Source organism: Streptomyces sp. NPDC020422 (assembly GCF_044386705.1).
Taxonomy (GTDB): domain Bacteria; phylum Actinomycetota; class Actinomycetes; order Streptomycetales; family Streptomycetaceae; genus Streptomyces.
In genome coordinates this window covers 74453-91103 of record NZ_JBIRVJ010000012.1, presented here as the reverse complement: position 1 = coordinate 91103, position 16651 = coordinate 74453, and the positions used below count along the sequence as shown (strand labels likewise).

Here is a 16651-nt window from a genome sequence, read left to right as displayed (position 1 = left end):
CCATGCAGAACACCCCTGTTTCGTCGTTGGTCGGGGAGGAGTACGAGGTCGAGGTCGGCCCCGTGGCCCACGGCGGTCACTGCATCGCCCGCACGGAGGCCGGCCGGGTCCTCTTCGTCCGGCACGCGCTGCCCGGCGAGCGGGTCCGGGTCCGGGTCACCGAGGGCGAGGAGACCTCCCGCTTCCTGCGCGCCGACGCGATCGAGATCCTGGACGCCTCCAAGGACCGCGTCGAGGCGCCCTGCCCCTTCGCCGGCCCCGGCAAGTGCGGCGGCTGCGACTGGCAGCACGCCAAGCCGGGCGCCCAGCGCCGGCTGAAGGGCGAGGTCATCGCCGAGCAGCTGCAGCGCCTGGCCGGGCTCACGCCCGAGGAGGCCGGCTGGGACGGCACGGTCATGCCCGCCGAGGGCGACAAGCTCCCCGCGGGCGAGGTCCCACAGTGGCGCACCCGCGTCCAGTACGCGGTCGACGAGTTCGGCCGGCCCGGCCTGCGCCGGCACCGCTCCCACGAGGTCGAGGTCATCGACCACTGCATGATCGCCGCCGAGGGCGTCTCGGAGCTCGGCGTCGAGAAGCGCACCTGGGAGGGGATGGAGTCGGTCGAGGCCATCGCGGCCTCGGGCTCGAACGACCGCCAGGTCATCCTCACCCCGCGCCCGGGCGCGCGGCTGCCCCTGGTGGAGCTCGACAAGCCGGTCTCCGTGATGCGCGTCGACGAGAAGGACGGCGGTGTCCACCGCGTCCACGGCCGCGCCTTCGTCCGCGAGCGGGCCGACGAGCGCACCTACCGCGTCGGCAGCGGCGGCTTCTGGCAGGTGCACCCGAAGGCCGCCCAGACCCTCATGCTCGCCGTGATGCAGGGCCTGACCCCGCGCAAGGGCGAGACCGCCCTCGACCTCTACTGCGGCGTCGGCCTCTTCGCCGGCGCCCTCGCCGACCGCGTCGGCGACGCGGGCGCCGTCCTCGGCATCGAGTCCGGCAAGCGCGCCGTCGAGGACGCCCGCCACAACCTGGCCGGCTTCCCGCGCGTCCGCATCGAACAGGGCAAGGTCGAGTCGGTCCTCCCGCGCACCGGCATCACCGAAGTGGACCTCATCGTCCTGGACCCGCCCCGCGCGGGCGCCGGCAAGCAGACGGTCCAGCACCTGGCCAAGCTGGGCGCCCGCCGCATCGCCTACGTCGCCTGCGACCCGGCGGCCCTCGCCCGCGACCTGGGCTACTTCCGCGAGGGCGGGTACCGGGTGCGGACGCTGCGGGCGTTCGATCTGTTTCCGATGACGCACCACGTGGAGTGCGTGGCGATCCTGGAGCCGGTTAAGTAAGGGCTCTGACCTGGGGTTTTGTGGGTGCGCGGTATGTGCGGTGTGGGCGTTACGGGCGATATCTTGACGCTGAGATGACGCTCGTGACGCCCATTTGACGCTCGTTCTGATGGGATGTCAGGTCAGGGCTGGGTTGCTCAGGTCGTTCCCCTCCCTGTCCTGCTGACTACGCAAGGCGTCTTCTACGTCCACTGGGTGGCGCTGGGCGTTGTGGCGGCTTCCCTACGGCTGAGAGCCCCGTCCCGCGTGTGTTTGGATGCCGCACGCGCTCCTCTACGAGCCCTCGGTTGCCCGTTCCGCCATGGGCGTCCAGGTGCTGATGGCCAAGGCGCGGGGATGCCCCCGGGTGGCGAGCGCCGCCGTCACCCGCTCGACCGCGCCGTCGACGGTCTCGTGTTCCCAGATGCGGAGGGGCAGCCAACCGATCAGCGTGAGGTGGGCATCGGTCTCCTCGTCGCGGCGGGCGTTGCCCCGAAGCTTCTGCCGCCACCACTCCGCGTTGTGCCGGGGCGCGTGCAGGTGACTCGGGCAGGCGTGCCAGAAGCAGCCCTGTACGAACACGGCGGTGCGCCACTTCGTGAACGTAACGTCGGCGCGGCGACGCGGCATGCCGACGATCGGCAGGTCCACGCGGTAGCGGAAGCCCAATGAGTGCAGAGCCCGGCGAAGCGCAAGCTCCGGAGCCGTGTCCCGGCTTCGCTGAGCGACCATGACCCTCCGCGCGTTGGCATCGCGCGGCGCCGGCGTCCCCCTGCGGCGTTCCTGAATTCTCACGTCTGATCAACCATCGGGGTGCCTCGCCGTTACGGGCGTCGTACCGGTGATCCGCCCGGGCCGTTCACGACCGCTGCTCATGCTGCGACCGAACTCGGCATCGTGCTCCTTCCCGGTTTCACCGAGGGGTTGTGGGCAGCGGTCGGACGTGATTGTGCGACGGGCAGGCCTCAGGAGCCGGATAGCAGCGTCGTGACCGTGGATTGAACGAGTTGGGCCGCCGCGAGGACGCTGGGGATGGCTCCGGGCCGACCACGCTGAAGATCTGGGGCGGACACAGAGGGGAGTCATCTTCAGGCCGAATCGAGTGCTTGGGGGCGGTCGGCGGCCGTCCCTGAACTTCCTCCGAAGCTTGGGAGTCGGACACGCGGTCCCACGTGCCGGCTGTGCCGCTCCTCCGATTGTCATTGAGGAACTGTGCGTAACCGAAGAAAGCTTTCCGTCTTGCTCTTCGTAGGACTCGACCTGCGGCCAAGTGCTTAGAAGGCACTTGGTGGATCGGGAAGGATCATCCCTCTGACCTGCTGTTTTTCCCTTAGGCTCAGTGAGCTGGCCCGGATTTCCGGCGTTCTCGGGACGGACGACTCGCAAGGGAGCCGGCGGGGTTGGTGCGTCACACGGAGAACAGGTCGCCCTGGACGAAGTCGACCACATGCCGCTGGGGGTAGAACAACCCGAGCAGCATGAAGGTCCGCGGGTGGGCGGCGATGTTGCCAACGAAACAGTGCACGGCCTTGCCCGGGGTCACCATGCGGTCGAACCATCTTTCGCGCAGCTTGTCCAGGACGGCTCGCTCGCCGTACTTCTGGAGGAACTTCCGGTAGGACTGTCCGGCCTCCCAGTCCTTGAGCCCCATGCGGTGTCCGGGGCAGTCATCGTCGACGCAGCGCAGGCGGTAGCGGAACTCGTACGGGACCCAGTCGAGGCGCTGTAGATCCTGGTCGAAGAGATCCAGCTGGTCTGCGAGTGCGGCCTTACCCGCCGGCCACGGCTCCGCCGCCTCCAATCGGAAGTCGGTGATCTCTGCCGGACGGAACACACCGAGTGACGTTCCGTTCGCCTCCTGGTCACGCTTGATGGCGCACAAGGAGCGAGCGACCAGTGGTTCGATGTGTGCATACCGCTGCTTCCAGCCGTCGGAGGTCGGTAGATGATCGACGACGCTCAGCGTTTCGAGGTTGGGGCGCAGGCTCTCGGGACGTCTGTCCTTGGGGTGAGGCCGGACATCGACCTCGACGATCGAGTACTTCTGGAACTGGGCCTCCTGCTGCAGGAGACGGAAGGGGACCGGGAAGAGGCGCACGTGCTGTGGCGTTCCCTGATCCAGCCGGATGCCTGCGACGCAGCTCGTCTCTCGGTACTTGGATGAGAGCTCCGGGTACGTCTTGACGGTGATCATGATTCGAGCCCGTTGCCAGTTCTCGGCCACGCTTCCCCCTTCGATGAATCGCCCCGATTCAGATGGGAAAGGAGGGACGGCCCCCGGTCAAGACCGCAGACATGGGGAACCGTTGATCTCAGGCCAGCGGTCGCACATCTACCGAGGTCCGCTTTCGGACGGTGTCCAGAACGACCTTCCGGTGGCATCGCTCCTCGTCCTTTTCGAAGCACAACACCGCGACGCGTGACTGGGCGGCGTGCTCGGCCAGGCGGTCGAGGTCCGACTGTGCTTCGTCCGACCGCAACACGCTTCGGAAGCGGGCCCGTCCCACGCTCACGCGACCGTCCCAGAAAGGAGCCCTGTTGTCCTTGGGGTTTCCCAGGGCGCGCAGATGGGTGTACTCGATGCCGGCCTCGGCGAGTGCCTGCCCAAGTCGTGTCTTGCTGAAGCCGGGTTTGCGGCTGATCGGCGTGAGCCTGACGTCGGCCACGACCTGGATGTCGCTTTCGAGGAGTGATGAGACGAAGGAGTCGATGTTCCGGCCTTCATAGCCTGCCGACCAGAGTCCAGGGGCGGGCCTCGCTTCGCGGAAGAGCGCGTCGAGAGAGACGTTCAACGCTTCCGCGACGGCTCCCACCGTGAAGAATCCTGGCTGGATCGCACCTTCGCTTTCCAGCCTCCTGAGCGTGCTCAGGCCGATTCCGGCCTCCGACGCGAGGCGCTTCGGTGACCATCCCCGTGCCTCGCGAAGTGCCTTCACTTGTCGTGCGAGCGCACGAGAATGAGTGGGGTCAAAGCTGTTCGCTGAAAGTCGACCGGCCATGGGCTGTGATCCTAACGGGACTCGAACTAGACCGTACTGCCACCCTGTTCAACTCGATCGAGAGGCTTCCGTCACCAGTTCTGTTGGGCAGTGCGCACCCTTCGCGTGAGTCCCCGTTCACGCGATAGCGTCCTCGTACGAGTCCGATCTCGGAAGGGACGTTCAGCCGGTGGCGCACAGGAACACGGCCGATGGGCAGGAGCCGATGGGACTGATCCTCGACTTCGCCGGGGTACTGACGGCCAGCCCCATCGAGGTCCATCGGACCTGGTGCGTGTCGGAGGGACTGGAACCTGGAGCGTGGCGGGCAACGCTCAACGATCACCCCGAAGGTCGGCGGCTGTACGCGGCGCTGGAGATCGGGGCTATCGGGCAGGCCGAGTGGAACGAGGGCACAGCGGCGCTGCTGGGAGAGCACGTGGACCCCGTGAACCTGATGGGACGGGCTTGGGCCAATGTTCCTCCGGCGCGTCGGATGATCGCGCTCGGCCGTGCCGCGCGGACCGCCGGCCACCGGCTCGTGCTGTTGTCGAACAGCTTCGGGCTCGATCCGTTCAACCCGTACGAGCACGTGGGTATCTGGGACCTCTTCGACGTGCACGTCGTGTCCGAGCTGGAGGGGCTGGCGAAGCCGGACCCGGCTATCTACCGGCTCGCGCTGGAGAGGATCGGATTGCCTGCCGAGCGGTGCGTGTTCGTGGACGATCACGAGGTGAACCTGCCGCCGGCTGCCGAGCTGGGCATCACGACCGTTCACGTCACCGACGAGGACAGGGCCGTGGCGGAGCTGGAGGCTCTTCTCGGCGTCACAGCTGTGCTCACGGTCTGAGCGTCAACTGCCGCCTGGCCGAAGGCTGTCCGCCGCCCCATTTCTGTGAGTACTGTCCGTGTGGGGCCCATCACGCGGAGGTTCTGGAGCATGCAGTGGTCGGAGTACACCACCTCTGAGCGCTTGAAGGCGCTGCGCGGTGCCATGACGCAGGAGCAGTTAGCGGAGGCGGCCGGTGTGTCCGTCGGCGTCGTCCGCAAGCTCGAACGTGGCGGGTCGGCTTCCCTGCCGTCGCTGCTGTCGATCGCCGACGCGCTCGGTACGGACATCGCCGTGCTCCTCGGGCAGCAGGCGCCGCGCCGCTCCATGGACCGCGACGAGAGGGCCGCGCTGCGCCTGGTCTCCGCAGCGACCCACGACGCTGCCATCGGTATCCCCGCCGATGTCGAGCCGGGCAGTGTCGAGGAACTTCGAGCGGTCGTGCGTCGGGCGGACGCCGCCTACTGGGAGGGGCGGTACACCGAGCTCGGCACCCTCCTCGGGCGGCTCCTTCCAGAAGCCCGCGCCAGGTTCGACGCCGCCGGTCTCGATGAACGGGAGGCCGCTGCCGGCGTCCTGATCGACACCTTCCAGACCGCGGGCATGGCCGCCAACGTGCTCGGCTCGCGAGACCTGGCGTACGCGGCGTTGACGTACGGACGGCAGATCGCCGTCCAGGGCGGGGACGAACTGCGCGACGCCCATCTCGCTGCCACGACCGCATGGGTCAACCTCCGCGATGGCCGTACCAAGCAGGGCTTCCTCCTCGCAGCGGCCCAGGCCGACCGGATCGAGCCCAAGATGAGCGAGCACGACCCGGACCGGCTCAGCGTCTATGGCCAGCTCGTCACGAACGCCGCCGTCGCCGCCTCCCGGGGCGGGGCCAGCGCGGACCACGCCCGCGAGTACCTCTCCCAGGCACACGCCGTCGCTGCCCGCATCGGAGACGAACACGCCCGTGGCTCGCACGCCCAGCCGTACGGGCCGATGTACGCCGCCACGCAGGCGATGAGCATCGCGGTGGCCCTCGGCGACACAGGTGGCGCTCTACGCCTCATGGACACCGTCCGCCTGGACGCCAGCGTGCCGCTGGCCACCCGAGCCCGCTTCGGCCTGGACGTCGCTCTCACCCAGGTGGAATGCCGACGGTGGGAGACCGCCGCCGACACCCTCCAAACGGTGTGTGAGATGGCTCCCGGCTGGGTGCGCCACCAGATGCTTCCCGGCGTCATCATCAGCAGGCTCGCCGGCGTGTCCGTCAACCGGCTGCGCGGGCTCGCCAACTCCGCAGGCGTCCCGCTCGGGGTGCGCTGAGGGACGGGTCGCAGTACCACGGTCCGTAGTAGCTCCGCGGGTTCCACCAGCGTGATTGCTACGGGCCGTGCCAGCCCCACGGCGGAGTCCGCATCCGCTGCCACGGGACGTGGCAGCCGAGTCCGGTACGAGGTTCCTCCGCTGCGACGGGCCATGCCTGGGCCCGAGCATCGCAGGCCAGCAGCCTGGAGGCATGCCGAACAACCCGCCCGGCGGTCTCGGGCACGTGCCCGTTGCCGTCTACTCCTGCGCCCCGTCCTCCACCGCTCTCAGCGAGAGCGAGGAGCGTGGCCGCTACTACGCCGACGCCCGGCACTGGCACGTCGCCGGGGCCTGGTCCGACTCCGACCCGGCGCTGCCGCTCGCTGAGCGGCCGGGATGGCAGGCGGTCACGGCCGCCCTGTCCGCCGGGATGATCCGGGGCGTCGTCGTCAGCGCGGCGGCCCATGTCGCCTCCGACGCGGCCCAGTTCGCGGCCCTCAGCGTGCTTCTCCGCGATCGGGGAGGGTTCCTCGCGGACGCGTCGAGCGGCACCCCGGCCCGCCGTACGCCGGCTCAGGCCCGACGCCGCCGCGGCCTCGCGGACGCGGCGTCGGGCTGGTTCACCCAGACCGAAGCACCCGAGGAGGGCACCTCGTGACCGCCCGGCGCGCATGGGTCGGCGACCTCGTCAGGGACGGAGACGGACGGCGGGCGATCGTCACCGACGTCCGTGCCGGCGGCACCGTGTGGGTGCTGCGGCCGCCGACCGGGGGCGGGCCCTACTGGGAGACCGACGACCCCGACAGCCTCAAGGTCCTCGCTCCCTCCGGCGGCGAGGACAACCGGTGAGTTTCCGCGCTCACCGTCCCGTCCCTCACTCCCTTCCGTGCACCACGCCTGAAAGGCGACGCCCCGTGTACGCGTTCGGTCTCTGCATCGACCAGCAGTACCTCGTACCCGGCCTCGCCGCGATCGCGGGCCTGGCCGACGGCCTCACCCTCGTCGCCCGCCGCAACGCGGCGGTACGGGTGCTCACCCTCGACCTCGCCCCGGCACAGGCCCTGCTCCTCTCCGACTTCGCCAAGCGGACCGGCTTCGGCTCCTTCGACCTCCGGCGCTGCGCCCCGCTGCGCGCCTCGCGCATGGCGGACGCCTCGTACATCACCGTCACCACCTACCTGCGGTTCGAGTTCACGCCGGACTTCGTCCGCCGGCCCTACCTGATCTACGTGGACGCGGACGTGCTCGTACGCGGAGACGTCACCGATCCGCTCGGGTCCCTCCGGGAGGACGAGATCGGTGCCGTACGCGACGAGTTCAACCCGGCCGTAGGAGAGTGCCCGGCGCTGCCCGGGGCCGCCGAACGCTGGCCCCACCTGCGCGGCCGTCCCTACTTCAATGCCGGAGTCCTCTGGACCCGCACCGGCCACATGCCCGTCGTCCGCAGGGGCGTCGAGCACATGCTCGTCCACGGCCACCGCCACATCCTCCACAACGACCAGGACGCCCTGAACCTGTGGCTCCTGCACTCCGGCCGCGTGCGCCCGGCCGCCGCCGGGCTCAACAGGTTCGAGACCGGCCGGTTCCTGGAACGGGGCAACTGGGTGCGGCGGGTCGTCACCCGGTCGCTCAGGCCGGACCCGGCCGCGGCCCTCGTGCACTTCGTCGGCCCCGAAAAGCCCTGGCAGGCGAACTGCCCCGTCACCGAGGACGTGGCCGAGTACCGGCGGCACCTGGCGGTCGCCCTTCGGCACGTCCGCCGCCTGGGCGCTTTCGGGGCGGAACCGGCGGGTGCGTGGTGAGCACGACGAACGTACCCGCGGCCGTCGCGCGGGCCGCCCTCGGTCTCGTGGGAGTTCCGGTTCGTGCCGCACACCGCCTGTCGGCACGGTCGAGGACGGTCGTGTACCGGGCTCTCCTGGCCGACGGCCGGAGCGTGGTGATCAAGCTGTACGCGGTCACCGCCCGCCGCAACGCGGCAACCGAGGCGGCGGCGGTCCGGGCCGTGGCGAAGCACGTCCCCGTGCCCGCCGTCCTCGTGCACGGACACGTCCCCGGTCACGAGGTGACCGCTCTCATCACCGCCGACCTCGGCCCGCTCACCCTGGGAAGCGCCGTACGGTCCGGCCGGGTGGGCGACGAGCGAGCCCTGAGAGACCTCGGCGGCCTGCTCGGCCGCCTTCACCGGGCCCCGGTCCAGCCGTGGGCCCCGCGCCGGCCGCTCCATGAGCAGGTCACCTCGATCGGCCGTCGCTGCCCTCCCAGCGCTCTGGACCGCATCGCGCCCGCCCTGGCCGCCATCGCCGACGCCCCCGCGGCCGCCCCGGTGTGGTGCCACGGCGACCTGCACGGCGACAACGTCGTGCTCGCCGGGCCCCGAGCCGTCCGCCACCTCGTCGACTTCACCGACGCCGTAGCCGGCCCCCGCGAGTCCGACGTGGCCCAGACCCTGGTCATGACCGGCGCCATCGCCTCCGCCCGAGCCCGCACGGTCACCGACGCCTATCCACTCGCCTTGGACCACCACCAGCTGACGGCCTGGGCCGTCTTCCACACGCTGCGCTGCTGGGCCCACTCCGAACCCGGCGACGACCGCGCCCGGTGGGCCGGCCGCCTGGACGAGCTGAGCCGACGGACCCCGCACCTCTTCCGCGTACCCCGTCCCGAAAGGACGTACCGATGACCACCCCTGCCTTGTCGGTGGTGATCCCGGCCTTCAACGAGGTCGCCTACCTGCCCCGCTACCTGCCCTCCGTCCTCGCCTCCCTCGCCCGCTGGGAGGAGGTCACCGGCCGCACCGGGGAGGTGATCGTCGTCGACAACGCCAGCACCGACGCCACCGCCGACATGGCCGCCTCCTTCGGCGCCCGCGTCGTCACCGAGTCCGTCCGCAACATCGGCCGGGTACGCAACACCGGCGCGAGCGCCGCCCGCAGCGGCCGTCTCTTCTTCACCGACGCCGACGTGGCCCTACCCCTGGAAGCGGTCACGGCCGCCGCTGCCGCCATGGACGCCGGCGCCGTCGGCGGCGCCATTCCGCCGCTCTACACGCCCGAGCGGCTCGGCGCCCGGCTGCTGTGCGCCTACTGGGACCACTACCGCACCCGGCGCGGTGGAGCCCAGGGCGTCAACCAGTTCTGCACCGCCGACGCCTTCCACCACGTCGGCGGGTACCGGGACGACCTGTTCATGAGCGAGGACGTGGAGTTCTTCGCCCGGCTCACTGCCCACGGCCAGGCCACCGGACGGCCCGTGGCGATCCTCGACGACCTGCGCGTACGCCCGTCGACCCGCCGCTACGACCAGTGGTCGAGCCTGCGGATGCTCTGGTGGCAGAACCCCATCACCGCCCGCCTGCGGCTCCGGTCGCCCCGCATGTGGCGCCACTGGTACGAGACCACCGTGCGATGACGAAGGAGACCCCTGTGCGGCCCCAGCCCAAGACCCTGCCCGCAGCCGACCTGCCGGTTCCGGACGGCAGCGGCATCTACACCTTTCCCGACGACCTCCACCGCGCCCACCGGACACACACCCAGAAGCTCGCCGCCCGCCACCGGGCCATGGACCACCGTGTCCTGGAGGTGACGGCGCCCCACACCCGCGTCCCCTACTACGTCGAGGCCCGCACCCCTGCCGGCCGCCCGGTCCTTGTCATCGAACCTCACCACGACGACTTCGCCCTCTCTGCCTCGGGTGCTTTCCTCGCCCGCCCCCGACCGCTGACCGTGGTCACCGTCTTCACCCGCTCCCGGAGCGTGCACCCCGCCCTGGAAGCCACGTACGCCGATGTCGGCACGGTGTCCGAGCTGCGCGACCGGGAGGGCGCCGCCGCGCTTGCACCGTTCGCCGCACGCCGACTCCTTCTGGGACACAAGGACGCCGAGCCGCCGTACAGGCCCTACGACCCCGAGCTGCTCGACCGGATCACCGAGGAGCTGCGCCGGATCGCCGCGCTCCACCCCGATGCTGAGCTCCTCGCCCCCGCCGCTGTCACCCGCCACCCCGACCACCTCCTCGTCCACGAGGCGGCCGTCCGTCTCGGCTGCACCTGGTTCTGGGAGGACCTCGCCTTCTGGGCGACGTACGCGCTCGCCGGCTGCGACCAGCACCTGTTCCGTACGCGTACGGGGGCGGACATGCGGTCCGAGCTGGTCGACATCACCGACGTCGTCCTGGACAAGGTCACCGTCCTGAGGATGCACGGCTCGCAGATGCACCCGGCCCGGAAGATGTACCGGCCGATCCGGCACGCCTTCACCACGGCGGCCGACCTCGCCGACGGGCCCGGCCCGTACGCCGAACGCTTCTACCGGACGGAGTCGCCGACGTGCTGATCATCGCCCTGGAGGGGCCCTCCTACGCCGGCAAGTCCACGGCGATACGCCACCTCCGCCGCACCGCCTTCTGCTCACGGGCGTACGTCTCGGACTGCTACGTCAAGCACATCGCCCACCGCGACGACATCCCTCCGGCCCGCACCGACTCCGCGGCCGCCCAGCTCGCCGCCTTCGAGAGGTTCATGGAGATCGAGGCGACCAGAGTGGCCGAGGCCGCCGCGAGCAGCAGGCAGCTCGTCATCCTCGACCGCTCCGTGGACACCCTCCTTGCCCACGCGTACGCCCTGGACGCCCTGTTCGGGTACGGCGTGCACCACCAGCTCCGCCACCGGCTCCAGTCGCTGCCGTTCCTGCGCCCCGATCACACCCTCTACCTCGACGTACCGGCCGAGACGCTCCACCTCCGCCGGAAGACCGCCGGCCACACCGCCGCCGAGTCCGAGTACTTCCTCCACGAGCCGGACTTCCTCCGCCACGCACGCGACTACTTCGTTCACACGGCCCGTCGGCCCATGACGCGAGAGCTCGCGGTCCTCGCCGCCGACGCCGACCCGGATGAAGTCGCCTGGGCCGTGGAAACCCTCGTCGGCTTCTGGGCGAGGTGACCGCAGGTGCCCACCGCCCTCTTCGCCTGGCGCCGCACCCCGCCCCCCTTCCTCATCGGCGGCGCCGAGGTCACCCAGCAGCTCCTCGCCGAAGAACTTGCCGCCGTCGGCTGGCGCGTCACCTACCTCGGCTCACACGAGGCGCCGTGGGACGGAGCCACCCAGCTCACCGACATGCGCGCCCATCTCGAGAGGCATCGCGTCCCGTACGACGAAGCGGACGACACCCTGCGCTACCGGTGGAACGGGGTCGAGTGCACGGCGTTCACACAGAACAACGTGGAGCACGCACTGGGCAGCCTCCTGGGGGAGATCCGCCCCGATGTCGTGTTCACCGCCCAGGAAGGATCAGCGAAGCTGGCCGAACTGGCGAAGCCGACCACCCTCGTCGCCGGCCTGCTCCACTCCGTCTCCGCCACCGGCCTGGGCGTGCTCGCCGGCCGCCCCCACTACGGGCTGGCCGTGTCGAAGTTCGTCCGCGACCGGGCACCCCGCACGCCCGGCACCCGCATCGACGTGGTGTATCCGCCGTTCGCCCGCCCACGACCGGCTACGGACACGGAGCGCACCCCGGCCGTACTGATGGTCAACCCCATTCCAGCCAAGGGCGCCGAGCTGCTGCACCAGCTCATCCGCCTCATGCCGGAGCAGCCCTTCACCCTGGTCGAGGGTTGGTGGAACACGTCTGCCGACTTCGCGGCCTATCCGAACGTCACATACGTGCCCCGTGTCTACGACATGGAGCCGCTGTACCGCAGACACCGCCTGCTGCTGGTCCCGTCCACCGTGGAAGACGCCTTCCCCCGCGTGATCGTCGAGGCCGCCCTCCACGGCGTCCCGACCATCGGTACGAACCGGGGCGGGATCCCTGAAGCCATCGGCGACGCCGGAATCGTCCTGCCCGCCACCGCCGGCCCCGAGGCGTGGGCGCGAGTGATCCGCGACGTGGACTGCGAAGCGCTGGGGGAGCGGGCACGGGCCAGAGCGGCACGTTTCACCCGCCCGTGCCTCCCAGAGCTCCGGGAACTGGGGATCTAGAGAGCGCCGCCGAACGCCCGCTCCACCTCGTCGAGCCGCTCCGTCCACCAGTGGAGGAGCGCCTCGTCGGCGATGAACAGGTCGTCGCAGGAGTGGTCGCCCCGGTCGTAATGGAATTCGAGCTGCCAGAAGTCCGTCATTCGCTTCCACCACAGACGGCGTGCGCCGTCGAGCAGCGCGGCCGGCTCCAACGGGACCACCGACCGGTAGCCGCTCACGAAGGCCGCCACCCGCTCCAGGTCGAAGACGCCCTCCACCCCGAACTGCACCTGTGCCGTACGGACGACCTCCTCGGCGTACGGGCGGACGCCCAGCCGGTCCCAGTCCAGGACAGCCGTCAGCTCGCCGTCGGCCCAGAGGAGGTTCCGGTACTGGAAATCGCCGTGCGTCCAGCCGTACGGCCCTGCGGGAACGTCTCCCTCCGGGCGCAGGGCCGCGTACTCGGCGAGCAGCACCCGACGTTTGGCGAGGGCGTCGAGCGCTGCCCCGTCGAAGGTGTCGCCCGAACCGTGGGCCCGCGCAGCAGCGGCGAGCCGGTCGGCCTTCTCCGACGCCTGTTCCGGAGTGACGACGTCCGCGGTGAGGTTGACGGGAACAGCGGAGAGGACCCCGGCTTCGGCGGCGTCCCCGAGCGCCAGGTGGAGCTTGGCGAGGACGGCGCCGAGCCGCTGCACCTGCGCGTGGGGGAGGTCCACGCCATGAACGTGCGCTCCTCGTGCCCAGGGGAACAGGCAGTACCCGCTCCCACCGACCTCGACCACGACCCCACCCGACGAGCACACCACAGGGACGATCACCGGAATGCCGGCCTCAGCCAGGGTCGGCAACACGGCAAGATTGCGGCGCAATTTGTCGAGTGGCACATCCGTGACCCGCTTGAGAGCGAAGGTCCCTCGCGGCGTGGCCAACTGCCAGTTCACGTTCATGAGGCCGTCAGCCAGATGACGCCAGTCGACGACGTCCCCGAGGCCGAACTCCTTGATCAGTTCCGCAAGATCATCGGAGGGAATGCGGTGCCTGCTCGCCACATGCGCGTTGGTCACCTTGGCGACGATACGTGAGCCGGGCACCCGGGCGCACAAGGATCACCGCGCGGCACCGGCATCAGTGGTCCGGCTGGCGCTTGTACTCAGACACCGTGTCCTTCGTGCAGGTGGCAGGCGGCTTCTCCAGCCCGGCCCCGTCCGCGGATGCCGACGGCTAGGGTCTGAATCGTGACTGCGGGGGAGCGCGTCAACGAGGGGCAAAGCCATGAAAGACCGGCCGAAGAAGCCGTTCCTGTATGTCGTCGTCTGCGCCGCCGGCATCGCGGGCGACGCGCACCGGCTGATCACCGCCGCGCAGGAGCAGGGTTGGGGCGTCGGCGTCGTAGCCACACCCCAGGGCCTCGGCTTCCTCGACACCAAGGCGATCGAGACCCAGACCGGCTACCCGATCCGCTCGGCGTGGCGGAGTCCCGGCGACCCGCGCCCCCTCCCGCCCGCCGACGCCATCGCCGTCGCGCCTGCCACGTTCAACACGATCAACAAGTGGGCCGCCGGCATCGCCGACACCCTTGCGCTGGGCATCCTGTGCGAGGCGTACGGGATGGGTATCCCGACGGTCGTCCTGCCGTACGTGAACGCGGCCATGGCCGCGCATCCGGCGTACGGTCGGAGCCTGGACCAGCTGCGGGAGATGGGCGTGCTGGTCGGGTCGTACGAGCCGCACCGGCCGAAGGCGGGTGGGGGAGCGGACCGCTTCCGGTGGGAGGAGGCGCTAGAGCTCCTGGACGGCAGGGGCGCAGGTCTCTTCGGACGGTGATCCGGATCGAGACCCGCGTGCCTGTCGTCGGACGGAGGACCGGGCGGATCTTTCGTCAGTGGGCGGAGCCCGGACGCGGCTCCTCGTCCTGCCCCATCAGCAGTCGCAGGGCGAGGACCGAGCCGTCGGCGTGGACGGAGACCGGGCCTCCCCAGTCCTTGTCGTAGCTGAGGTGGGGGCGGGCGTGGCGGCCGGCGTGGACGAGGGCCCGGTACTCCTCAACGTCGCCCCTGGCGAGGAGTCGGAAGATTTCCTCGTCCACACCGGAGAACGCCTCGACGCGGGGGCCGTTGAGGCGGAAGACGTGGTCGGTGCCGACGTACGCGGTGCCGAAGAGGACGTGGGCGGCGTCCTGGACGCTCATGCCGGCTGCGTGTTCGAGGCCGGTGAAGCGTTTGCGGCCCTGCCGGTCGGTGAGGTGGCGGGCGGTGGCGTGGCCGGAGCCGGTGAAGGCCATGAGGCCCGCCGCGGTGGTGTGGGCCAGGGACTCCTGGAACCAGGCGTAGTCGTTCGGTTGCACGTGGCAGCCCCGTACGGGCTCCGGTGCCACCAGCCCCGTGGTCGGCGGGTGGATGTCCGGCATCACGTTCGCCTGGAACGGCGGGGCGTTCAGGTTCGGCTCACGACCTTCCGCGGGGGACAGCTGTCCACCGCTGCCGGGTGCCTGGAGGGCGTGGACGGTCATCGTGCCGCCGTCCGTCGGGAGCTGCGTGCTGAACAGCAGGCCGGGGGTCTCGTTCCACGCGCCGATGTGGACCGCTTCGGCGTGGGCGGAGGCGGAGGCCAGCTGGTCGGCGGAGGTGGCGGCGTCGCCGTGGTTGCCCTTGCAGGCGAGGGGGATGACGAGAGACGGCTCGCCAGGACGCCAGACCTCGGCGAAGTACTGCGGGCGGTAGCGGTACTTCACCTTCTCGCCCTTGTCCCTGCTCGTGAGGGCCCAGCCCGCGCGTAACACCGTGTCGGCGGGGACGATCGTCACCGAATGGTCGGGGAAACGGCTGCGCAGCACGTGCCCCGCGAGGGTCAGCGCGAAGCCGATGCCGAGCTCGCCGGACTGCAGCGACTTGTAGTGGTCCGCGATGCGGTGGCCCTCGTCAGTGAGACCGAGGAAGGAGTCCCTGCCGCCGGCCAGGGCCTGGGTATATTTCAGCGCGCCCCAGTGCTCCGCCAGACCCCGGCCCGCACCACGCCACGAGAGGGCGGTGGCCCGGGCGAGGGTGTGGAGGACGTCCCAGAGGGTCACTTCGAACTGCCGGGGCAGCTCCGTCGACGGGATCGGGACGAGGGCGGGCTTCCGACGGAGCGGCTCGTCCTCGTTCTCCTTCCGTTTCTTGTCGTCCGCCGTGATGGCGGCTTCCACCTTGCCGACGAGTGCGTTGTCGGAGTGGACGGAGATATTCGACGGCTGGGTCAGGTCCTGGAGCACTTCCTCGGTCGGCTTCAACAGCTCTCCTTCACGGTGTGCGAGGGCGGTTCCCCATCAGCTGGACCGTACGGAAGGGAGGAGCGGCGCACGCAAGTGCGCAGGGGCGCGTGGTCTGGACTTCGGCACGGCGGCGGACGGTGTGCAGCCGGTGGCAGGGAAGGCCCCCGCCATCGGCTGGTTGTTTGCATGGAGGATCTGGCCCGTTCCTGCTATCTCTCTCAGGTCATGAATCGGAGCCTGCGGCGACGATGCCGCACAGGCGGTCGTATTCGATCATGTCCTCGTGGGTCATAAACTGGACGAGGGTCTTGTGATGGTCCAAGGCGTAGGAATAGATCAGCTTGGCGAGTTCGGTGACGGCTGCTTTGGCTTCGGTTCCTGCTTCGGGGTCGTGGATACGAACGCCGGCGGCCTGGAATTCTTCGAGATTCGCGTCATCGGCGATTGCCTGCTCTTCGTCGGTGAAGGGGCGGCCGTCGAAATGACGGAAGGTGCGGGTGCCCCACGGTCGGTCGAAGTCCGTGTCGAACAGCAGGGCCATGACGTGGGGGCGGGGTGCGGGGGAAGGGGTGGGCATGGAGGTTTCCTTGTGACTGGTCAGAAGGTGTACGGGGTGAAGGGGAGAGCGGGTTCGATCATGAGCTTGAGCAGGCGGTCGAACTCGGCTCGTTCGTCCTCCGTCATGAGGGCGTGGGCGTTGCCGAGGTTCTTCTCGTCGAGCTGTTCCATGAACGGGGCGAGGAAACGCTGGATGGCTTCGGGTGCTTCCTCGTGCGTCTGGAGGTACTCCAGGTAGCGCGAGTGCTGGGACTTCAGCTCTTCGAGGTCGGCACGGGTGGCCTTGAAGACCGCTTCTCGTTCCTCCTGGGTGAAGGGGCAGCCGTTTCGATGGGACCAGGAGCCGGTTTCGCGGAAGTGCTGGAAGTTCGCGTCGCAGAGCAGGGCGACGATCTCGGGGCGCGCTTCGGACGGGGGCATGCGGGATTCCTTCCGGGGGGTTGGTCGGAAGGTCAATTGTTGGGAGAATCGCCGGTTAGG

General features: G+C 69.9%; 19 protein-coding genes. 12 read left to right on the top strand and 7 right to left on the bottom strand.

Annotated features, from left to right (window positions below; translation table 11 throughout):
- Positions 1-2 precede the first annotated feature (2 nt).
- The gene (locus ACH414_RS29270; protein WP_382547221.1) at positions 3-1322 is read left to right on the top strand and encodes a class I SAM-dependent RNA methyltransferase; all 1320 of its coding nucleotides are present in this window, start codon (positions 3-5) and stop codon (positions 1320-1322) included.
- Between the two features lie 273 nt (positions 1323-1595).
- Here ACH414_RS29270 and ACH414_RS29265 read toward each other — a convergent pair whose 3' ends face one another.
- The 3 genes from ACH414_RS29265 to ACH414_RS29255 form a co-directional block, all read right to left on the bottom strand.
- Entirely contained in the window at positions 1596-2096 is a 501-nt protein-coding gene (locus tag ACH414_RS29265; RefSeq protein ID WP_352147780.1) for a very short patch repair endonuclease, read from the bottom strand.
- 613 nt (positions 2097-2709) lie between these two features.
- Positions 2710-3495 (bottom strand): hypothetical protein, encoded by a 786-nt coding sequence (locus ACH414_RS29260; protein WP_398944134.1) that lies wholly within the window; start codon positions 3493-3495, stop codon positions 2710-2712.
- Between the two features lie 118 nt (positions 3496-3613).
- The gene (locus ACH414_RS29255; protein WP_398944063.1) at positions 3614-4300 is read right to left on the bottom strand and encodes a DUF488 family protein; all 687 of its coding nucleotides are present in this window, start codon (positions 4298-4300) and stop codon (positions 3614-3616) included.
- 205 nt (positions 4301-4505) lie between these two features.
- Between ACH414_RS29255 and ACH414_RS29250 the strand changes: the two genes are divergently transcribed.
- The 10 genes from ACH414_RS29250 (at position 4506) to ACH414_RS29205 (ending at position 12384) form a co-directional block, all read left to right on the top strand.
- Positions 4506-5129: an HAD-IA family hydrolase gene (locus ACH414_RS29250; RefSeq protein ID WP_398944061.1), complete on the top strand. Its 624-nt coding sequence runs from the start codon at positions 4506-4508 to the stop codon at positions 5127-5129.
- A gap of 90 nt (positions 5130-5219) precedes the next feature.
- Positions 5220-6422 (top strand): helix-turn-helix domain-containing protein, encoded by a 1203-nt coding sequence (locus ACH414_RS29245; RefSeq protein WP_398944060.1) that lies wholly within the window; start codon positions 5220-5222, stop codon positions 6420-6422.
- A gap of 193 nt (positions 6423-6615) precedes the next feature.
- Positions 6616-7062: a hypothetical protein gene (locus tag ACH414_RS29240; protein WP_398944058.1), complete on the top strand. Its 447-nt coding sequence runs from the start codon at positions 6616-6618 to the stop codon at positions 7060-7062.
- Positions 7059-7253, top strand: a complete 195-nt coding sequence (locus tag ACH414_RS29235) for a hypothetical protein (protein WP_398944056.1) — start codon at positions 7059-7061, stop codon at positions 7251-7253. The genes ACH414_RS29240 and ACH414_RS29235 overlap by 4 nt, the downstream gene beginning before the upstream one ends.
- A gap of 65 nt (positions 7254-7318) precedes the next feature.
- Positions 7319-8206 (top strand): glycosyltransferase family 8 protein, encoded by an 888-nt coding sequence (locus ACH414_RS29230; RefSeq protein ID WP_398944054.1) that lies wholly within the window; start codon positions 7319-7321, stop codon positions 8204-8206.
- Between the two features lie 101 nt (positions 8207-8307).
- Complete coding sequence (locus ACH414_RS29225) at positions 8308-9087, top strand: aminoglycoside phosphotransferase family protein (RefSeq protein WP_398944052.1); 780 nt, start codon at positions 8308-8310, stop codon at positions 9085-9087.
- Positions 9084-9815, top strand: a complete 732-nt coding sequence (locus ACH414_RS29220) for a glycosyltransferase (protein WP_398944051.1) — start codon at positions 9084-9086, stop codon at positions 9813-9815. Before ACH414_RS29225 ends, ACH414_RS29220 begins: the two co-directional genes overlap by 4 nt.
- A complete protein-coding gene (locus ACH414_RS29215) occupies positions 9812-10738 on the top strand; it encodes a PIG-L deacetylase family protein (RefSeq protein WP_398944049.1) in 927 nt (308 codons plus the stop codon). The genes ACH414_RS29220 and ACH414_RS29215 overlap by 4 nt, the downstream gene beginning before the upstream one ends.
- Positions 10732-11346 carry an AAA family ATPase gene (locus tag ACH414_RS29210; protein ID WP_398944047.1) on the top strand — a complete coding sequence of 205 codons (615 nt, stop codon included), beginning with the start codon at positions 10732-10734 and terminating at the stop codon, positions 11344-11346. Before ACH414_RS29215 ends, ACH414_RS29210 begins: the two co-directional genes overlap by 7 nt.
- Before the next feature lie 6 nt (positions 11347-11352).
- Positions 11353-12384 (top strand): glycosyltransferase, encoded by a 1032-nt coding sequence (locus tag ACH414_RS29205; RefSeq protein ID WP_398944045.1) that lies wholly within the window; start codon positions 11353-11355, stop codon positions 12382-12384.
- On the opposite strand, the gene ACH414_RS29200 is transcribed toward ACH414_RS29205, so the two are convergent.
- Complete coding sequence (locus tag ACH414_RS29200) at positions 12381-13310, bottom strand: phosphotransferase (protein WP_398944133.1); 930 nt, start codon at positions 13308-13310, stop codon at positions 12381-12383. The two genes, ACH414_RS29205 and ACH414_RS29200, sit on opposite strands and share 4 nt — an antisense overlap.
- 325 nt (positions 13311-13635) lie before the next feature.
- Here ACH414_RS29200 and ACH414_RS29195 point away from each other — a divergent pair, with 325 nt between their 5' ends.
- Entirely contained in the window at positions 13636-14187 is a 552-nt protein-coding gene (locus ACH414_RS29195) for a flavoprotein (RefSeq protein WP_398944043.1), read from the top strand.
- A 55-nt stretch (positions 14188-14242) separates the two neighbouring features.
- Here ACH414_RS29195 and ACH414_RS29190 read toward each other — a convergent pair whose 3' ends face one another.
- The 3 genes from ACH414_RS29190 to ACH414_RS29180 form a co-directional block, all read right to left on the bottom strand.
- The gene (locus ACH414_RS29190; RefSeq protein WP_398944041.1) at positions 14243-15631 is read right to left on the bottom strand and encodes a hypothetical protein; all 1389 of its coding nucleotides are present in this window, start codon (positions 15629-15631) and stop codon (positions 14243-14245) included.
- A gap of 205 nt (positions 15632-15836) precedes the next feature.
- Positions 15837-16190 carry a hypothetical protein gene (locus tag ACH414_RS29185; protein ID WP_398944039.1) on the bottom strand — a complete coding sequence of 118 codons (354 nt, stop codon included), beginning with the start codon at positions 16188-16190 and terminating at the stop codon, positions 15837-15839.
- A 20-nt stretch (positions 16191-16210) separates the two neighbouring features.
- Positions 16211-16591, bottom strand: coding sequence for a hypothetical protein (locus tag ACH414_RS29180; protein WP_398944038.1), 381 nt, complete (start codon positions 16589-16591; stop codon positions 16211-16213).
- Positions 16592-16651: the final 60 nt, after the last annotated feature.

What these genes read in the sequence shown, in the direction of transcription:
- ACH414_RS29270 (WP_382547221.1), top strand. Translation starts at nt 3, where the DNA reads ATGCAGAACACCCCTGTTTCGTCGTTGGTCGGGGAGGAGTACGAGGTC.
- ACH414_RS29260 (WP_398944134.1), bottom strand. Translation starts at nt 3,495, where the DNA reads ATGATCACCGTCAAGACGTACCCGGAGCTCTCATCCAAGTACCGAGAG.
- ACH414_RS29255 (WP_398944063.1), bottom strand. Translation starts at nt 4,300, where the DNA reads ATGGCCGGTCGACTTTCAGCGAACAGCTTTGACCCCACTCATTCTCGT.
- ACH414_RS29250 (WP_398944061.1), top strand. Translation starts at nt 4,506, where the DNA reads ATGGGACTGATCCTCGACTTCGCCGGGGTACTGACGGCCAGCCCCATC.
- ACH414_RS29245 (WP_398944060.1), top strand. Translation starts at nt 5,220, where the DNA reads ATGCAGTGGTCGGAGTACACCACCTCTGAGCGCTTGAAGGCGCTGCGC.
- ACH414_RS29240 (WP_398944058.1), top strand. Translation starts at nt 6,616, where the DNA reads ATGCCGAACAACCCGCCCGGCGGTCTCGGGCACGTGCCCGTTGCCGTC.
- ACH414_RS29220 (WP_398944051.1), top strand. Translation starts at nt 9,084, where the DNA reads ATGACCACCCCTGCCTTGTCGGTGGTGATCCCGGCCTTCAACGAGGTC.
- ACH414_RS29215 (WP_398944049.1), top strand. Translation starts at nt 9,812, where the DNA reads ATGACGAAGGAGACCCCTGTGCGGCCCCAGCCCAAGACCCTGCCCGCA.
- ACH414_RS29200 (WP_398944133.1), bottom strand. Translation starts at nt 13,310, where the DNA reads ATGAACGTGAACTGGCAGTTGGCCACGCCGCGAGGGACCTTCGCTCTC.
- ACH414_RS29195 (WP_398944043.1), top strand. Translation starts at nt 13,636, where the DNA reads ATGAAAGACCGGCCGAAGAAGCCGTTCCTGTATGTCGTCGTCTGCGCC.
- ACH414_RS29185 (WP_398944039.1), bottom strand. Translation starts at nt 16,190, where the DNA reads ATGCCCACCCCTTCCCCCGCACCCCGCCCCCACGTCATGGCCCTGCTG.
- ACH414_RS29180 (WP_398944038.1), bottom strand. Translation starts at nt 16,591, where the DNA reads ATGCCCCCGTCCGAAGCGCGCCCCGAGATCGTCGCCCTGCTCTGCGAC.